General features: G+C 44.7%; 4 protein-coding genes, 2 tRNA genes and 1 pseudogene. 1 reads left to right on the forward strand and 6 read right to left on the reverse strand.

The annotated features are described in order from the left end of the window. From HMPREF3190_RS03165 to HMPREF3190_RS03180, 4 genes are all read right to left on the reverse strand, one after another. Positions 1-1,259 (reverse strand): GTP-binding protein (locus HMPREF3190_RS03165; RefSeq protein WP_066780321.1); only part of this gene is annotated, 1,259 nt, incomplete at its 3' end. 87 nt (positions 1,260-1,346) lie between these two features. Next, a complete protein-coding gene (locus HMPREF3190_RS03170; RefSeq protein WP_066780323.1) occupies positions 1,347-1,898 on the reverse strand; it encodes a J domain-containing protein in 552 nt (183 codons plus the stop codon). Positions 1,899-2,033: 135 nt separating this feature from the next. Beyond that, positions 2,034-2,109 (reverse strand) — tRNA-Ala (locus tag HMPREF3190_RS03175). Between the two features lie 61 nt (positions 2,110-2,170). After that, positions 2,171-2,247: transfer RNA gene (locus HMPREF3190_RS03180), tRNA-Ile, on the reverse strand. A 90-nt stretch (positions 2,248-2,337) separates the two neighbouring features. Here HMPREF3190_RS03180 and HMPREF3190_RS03185 point away from each other — a divergent pair. Beyond that, positions 2,338-2,835, forward strand: a complete 498-nt coding sequence (locus HMPREF3190_RS03185) for a bifunctional nuclease family protein (protein WP_066780324.1) — start codon at positions 2,338-2,340, stop codon at positions 2,833-2,835. Between the two features lie 89 nt (positions 2,836-2,924). Here the strand turns inward: HMPREF3190_RS03185 and gyrA are convergent, their stop codons facing one another. After that, complete coding sequence (gene gyrA, locus HMPREF3190_RS03190) at positions 2,925-5,819, reverse strand: DNA gyrase subunit A (protein ID WP_066780325.1); 2,895 nt, start codon at positions 5,817-5,819, stop codon at positions 2,925-2,927. Positions 5,820-5,830: 11 nt separating this feature from the next. Continuing rightward, positions 5,831-6,207: pseudogene (locus tag HMPREF3190_RS03195) on the reverse strand (DNA gyrase subunit B); the annotation flags it as partial.

A 6,207-nucleotide genomic window follows, 5' to 3' on the forward strand; every position in this document is an offset into this window, starting at 1 on the left:
ACCTCAATAACCTTACCTGCATATTCACTTGGAACATCAACAGTTGCTTCCTCAATAGGTTCAAGTTTATGTCCCTGATCATCGGTTTTGATAATCACACGGGGACGTCCCACCTGAAACTCAAAACCTTCACGACGCATCGTTTCCATCAGCACTGATAAATGTAACACGCCACGACCTGCTACTTCCATACCTGTTGAATCGGGCACTTCTTGAATGCGCATAGAAATATTACTTTCAGCTTCTTTTAACAGGCGCTCTTTTAGCTGGCGACCACCAACAATATCTCCTTCACGTCCAACAAGGGGGCTGGTAGATGGCTCAAACACAACAGCCATGGTAGGTTGCTCAACTTCAATAGGGTCAAGGCGAATGGGATGCTCGCGTGATGTGACCATATCTCCAATATCGGCATCTTCAACACCCACAACAGCGATAATGTCACCGGCAAGTGCCTGATCAACTTCAGTTTTTCCCAATTCATGAAACGTAAATACCTGCTTGATGACGGTGTTATAGCGCGTACCGTCGTTTTTGATAACAAGTGCCTGTTCCCCTTTATGCATTGTGCCTGATGACAAGCGACCAACACCAATGCGCCCTACGAAACTTGAGTGGTCAACGGTACAAATTTGCATAGCAACAGGACCATTTGGTTCACAATCAGGAGCTGGTACTTTCTTGATAATAGTGTCCAACAGTGGCGTCATATCCATCGTGTCATCTTCGGGAGCATAACGCGCATACCCATTTACCGCTGAAGCAAACACGACAGGAAAATCAAGCTGCTCATCGGTGGCGTCTAGCTCAACCATCAGATCGAACACTTCGTCAACTACTTCGTGAGGACGCGCTCCCGGGCGGTCGATTTTATTAATAACAACAACGATACGCAATCCCAGCGCAAGGGCATGTTTAAGGACAAAGCGTGTTTGCGGCATGGGACCTTCAAAAGCATCAACAATAAGCAGCGCCCCATCAGCCATGTTGAGCACGCGCTCAACTTCGCCGCCAAAATCAGCATGGCCTGGCGTATCAATAACATTTATCTTCACATCACCATAATTGATAGCAATATTTTTTGAAAGAATGGTAATGCCGCGTTCACGTTCCTGGTCGTTGCTGTCAAGAACCCTATCTTCTACCTGCTGATTTGCGCGAAACGTTCCTACCGCGTACAGTAAACGATCAACAAGTGTTGTTTTACCATGGTCAACGTGTGCAATAATTGCCACATTACGGATGTTTTCTTGTTTCACAAGAATCCTTTCTCTTTTACTATCATAATCAGTTGTCATGTTGTTTACAGTTGATAATTTAAATCATATATCGATCTGACGGTAATATTACTGTTTTAGTTGCTCTTCTAAGTCTTGTTTTTGTTTGCCAAGAACTTCGATACGCTCTTTAATAAAAATCAGTGACTGGAGCGATGTAATAAATTGCACAACACCAGCTCCGATAGCAGCAACCGAAACAATGCCCAATATTGGATAACGACGCGCTGCGAGAGCGACAAGCACGCCCACAATCAAGCATATAATAGCAAATGTTCGCTGTTCATAGAGTTGGGAGCGCTGTTCGATAAGCTGCACGCGTGCAGCAATGACACCAGCAAGCGTACCGGCAAGCGTTGCCTGGCCTTGTGTTACAGATGATGCTGGCGAAAACGCCGACTCAGGATCGGCAGTATCGGTAGGAGCTGGGCGTTTCAGTAGGTAGCGGAACGCATCTTGCACGTTTTTGAACTGCTCTTCCGCACGGCGTTGGAGACGTTTATTATGCGTATATTTATCAGGGTGTAAAATTTGAGCCATTTCACGATAGGCACTTTTAATGTCTTGGATTGATGCTTGCTCATTGAGGCCAAGTATATGTAAAGCCTCGTCACGTGTCATATGTTCTCCTTATAAACTCACAAACATCTGTTCAATATAGCACCAGCACCAAACACAAACAGTAACAGTAACTATGCCGATAACGTGTATCAAAGCGCAAAAAGGGCCGGTAAAAACCGGCCCCGTTACAATCGATGGTGGAGAATAGGGGGATCGAACCCCTGACCTCAGGCTTGCAAAGCCCGCGCTCTCCCAGCTGAGCTAATTCCCCGTGTTAATAAACGTTCCACCGGCAAACTCGGCTCTCGGCGGAACGTTTATCGCAACAGTAGTGGTGGGCCCGAATGGACTTGAACCAGCGACCTCACGCTTATCAGGCGTGCGCTCTAACCAACTGAGCTACGGGCCCACAAAAAGTGCTATGACACTATATATCAAATGGGACGATTTCGTCAAGAATGGATTATACTATTTTTTGATTTTAAGAGAAAGGCGGGCAATGATTCCTGTCAATGTACTTACGCTTATAGCAGCAAGCGCTCCTCGACCGTCGGTACTTGTACTGCAAACTGTTCCAGAAAACCAGCAGGTCAGCCCCGTTTTAATTCCTGTTTATATCAACTTGAATGAAGCAAGTTTGTTAAGTTTAATTCTTAAAGATGCACAATTAACACGCCCAACATCTCACCAGCTGTTCTATAATATTTGTAGCACTTGTGAAGTTGCCATACAATATGTCCATATCTATAAACTTCTGGGGTGTATTTTTTACACCAAACTTGTAGTAAAGCATAACAACAAGATACAAGAATTTGAAGCGCGGCCAAGCGATGCCATTGCGCTAGCAGTGCAACAGGGTGCGCCGCTTTTTATTGAGGAAGCGCTGGTGAACAGTGCAGGTTTTTCCTGCGCGCTGCCACACGAAACTATGGATGCAGCGCTGCAAGAGTTTTCGACGTGGCTTGATAAAACGTCTCCCGAAGATTTTAGCGATTAGTGGTGGTAAAGGCACAGGTGCGTGGCGTGTGCCCATTTCATAAAACAAGGGTTGGCAACACCACCGATGCCGCCAACCCAATGCGCTTTCTACTCAAACAAATCGTCGTCGTTTGATGCCGATTCTGTCTCGGCCAAGCTGTCCGCATCGTCTATTGCCGATGCGGTTGGTGCGTCTGCCTCGCTTGAAGCGTCAGCGCCCGCTCCCTCATGTTTTTCCTGGTCAGAACTAACTTCTACATCGTCAACATCCTGGCGCTTATTCGTAAGTGCAACCACCGACACCTTATCGCTTGACGCAACATTCATAATCTTTAAACCTTGTGTTGAGCGACCTTGTTCGGTAATCCCAGATACCTGCGTACGAACTACAACGCCTTCTTCAGACATAATCATAATTTCATCGTCATCGTCAACAATTTTGCAGTCTACTAACAGGCCTTTTTTCGCTGTCATATTGATAGTGAACACGCCTTGTCCACCTCGGTGCTGCTCAGGATATTCTTCAACACGCGTACGCTTTCCATATCCATGCTCAGTAATTACAAGAAGGGAAGCGCCTTCGTGAGCAATTTCCAAACACAGCGCATGAGCACCAGCCGAAAGCGTAATCCCCTTGACGCCCATCGTGCCGCGACCCAAAGGACGCGCTTCCGATTCGTCCCACTTAATAACCTTACCAGCACTAGTGGCAATCATAACTTTATCACCTGGTGAAACACGTTTCACTGCAATCAATGTATCATCATCTTTTAGGTTGATAGCAATAAGTCCGTCTTTACGGGTGCGGTCATACAATGACATCGATGTTTTCTTAATCATTCCTTGTGATGTTGCAAACATCAAGTATTCATTTTCAGGAAAATCTTTTGTAGCTATAACCGCAGCAATTGCTTCGTCTTTTTCAAGCGGCAATAAATTAACAATTGCATTGCCGCGCGCTTGACGAGAGGCTTCGGGTAGCTCATATACCTTCGTGCGATATACCTTGCCTTTAGTAGAGAAGAACAACATGTATGAATGCGTTGATGCAATGAACAAGTGCTCTACATAGTCGTTATCTTTCAGATTCACTGCTTGGGTGCCTTTGCCACCACGTTTTTGCGATCGATACGTTTCAACGGGAAGACGCTTCACATATCCTGCTTTAGTAACGGTAACAACCATATCTTCATCTGCAATAAGGTCTTCGACGTTGATATCTTTCGCTGCGCCCATAATGTGCGTACGGCGTGGTGTTCCAAAACGAGCTTTAATATCTTGAAGCTCAGTTTTAATAATTTGGCGTACAAGATTATTATCAGCCAAAACGCGGTTATAGTATTCAATTTGTTTTAGCAACTCTGCCAACTCTGTTTCAATCTTTTCGCGCTCGAGGCCTGTTAAACGACGCAGACGCATTTGCAGAATAGCTTCAGATTGCTTATCGGAGAGCTTAAAGCGTTCAGATAAGCGTTGTTTTGCCTGTTCATCGGTTTGTGATGAACGAATTATCGAAATTACTTCGTCAATATTATCAAGCGCAATAAGGTAGCCTTTTAAGATATGAGCACGCTCTTCAGCTTTATTAAGCTCGAACTGTGTGCGTCTTACGATAACTTCTTCTTGATGTTTAATATAGCATCCAAGTACTTCTTTAAGCGATAACACGCGTGGCACACCATCTACCAGCGCTAACATAATAACTCCAAAACCAATTTGAAGCTGAGTGTGCTTATAGAGCTTATTGAGAACAACTTCTGGAATAACGCCTTGTTTTAGGTCGATAATAATATCAATACCGCTTCTATCCGCGCCATCATGAATATTACTTATTTCAGTAAGCTTCTTGTCGCGTACAAGCTCGCCCAATTTCTCAAGCAAGCGCTGACGGTTTACCTGATAAGGAATTTCTTTAATCACCAATTGATAGCGATTGTTTTTAACTTCTTTAATCTCGCATTTTGCTCGCAGAGATAACGAACCACGACCTGTTTCGTACGCATCGCGAATTCCTTTAGTGCCCATAATAAGCGCACCAGTAGGAAAGTCTGGACCAGGTAAAACACTCATCAATTCATCAAGCGAAACCTGTGGGTTGTCTATCATAAGACAGGTTGCATCGATGGTTTCACCTAAATTATGCGGAGGAATGTTGGTGGCCATACCTACCGCAATACCTGCCGATCCATTCACTAATAAATTCGGAAAACGCGCAGGTAACACAACAGGTTCTTCGAGTGATTCGTCATAGTTAGGTTGAAAGTTAACAGTTTCTTTATCAAGGTCGCGCAAGAGCTCCATAGAAGCTTTATCAAGGCGAGCTTCGGTGTAACGCATGGCAGCTGCAGAATCGCCATCAATAGAACCGAAGTTGCCGTGTCCATCAACAAGAGGAACGCGCATTGAAAATGGCTGAGCTAAACGCACCATCGTTTCATACACTGCTGAGTCACCATGAGGGTGATATTTACCAATAACATCACCAACAGTACGAGCCGATTTCATATGAGGGCGTGAAGGAGTATAACCAGCTTCATTCATCGCGTATAAAATACGCCTATGAACTGGCTTTAACCCATCTCGAACATCAGGAAGCGCACGAGAAACAATAACGCTCATTGAATATTCAAGGAAAGAAGTTTGCATTTCTTTCCCTAAAAATGCACTGCGTACTGTCGTACCTTCTCCGCCATTTGCTCCTTCAACGATATCGCCATGCGCAACAGGTAAAATAAGGTCATCATCAATATTATGCTGTTCACCAGCGTCAGAAATAACCTGATGAAACGGCTTTTTATCTGAATCTTGCGACACATTTTCGCCGTTGGTACCTTGACTTGAATTGTTTTCGCCGTCCACGCCGCCGCACTCAATCCTACCGTTTAAGGCTTTCAGCTCATCAGGCAAGTGTTCTGAGTTTTCTGAGCGCTCTGCGTGCTCTGAACGATTCGCCTCGTTTTCGTTATTATCATCACCAAAGGGTGTATGTTTATCATCTGACATAAACTATCTCCTTAAATGTCGAGGAATCGAACATCACGAGCGTGCTCTTGTATAAATTCGCGGCGCGCTTCAACTTTGTCACCCATCAAATCGCGAACAGCACGTTCCGCTTCAGCAGCATCATCAATATTTACTTGCAACAATGTTCGCGTTGCAGGTTCCATGGTGGTTTCCCATAACTGTTCAGGATCCATTTCTCCTAAACCTTTGTAGCGCTGAACTGACCATTTATCAGGGTCATCGTATTCTGCCAACGTTGATGAAAGTGCCTTTTCGTCATAAATATATCGATCAATTTTCGTGGAGCGGGAGTTTTTCTTTTTAATACCGTAAATAGGGGGTTGCGCAATATAAATATAACCGCGGCTAATAAGTTCCGGCATATGAC

Origin of the sequence: Umbribacter vaginalis (genome assembly GCA_001552935.1) — a bacterium.
GTDB lineage: Bacteria > Actinomycetota > Coriobacteriia > Coriobacteriales > Eggerthellaceae > Berryella > Berryella vaginalis.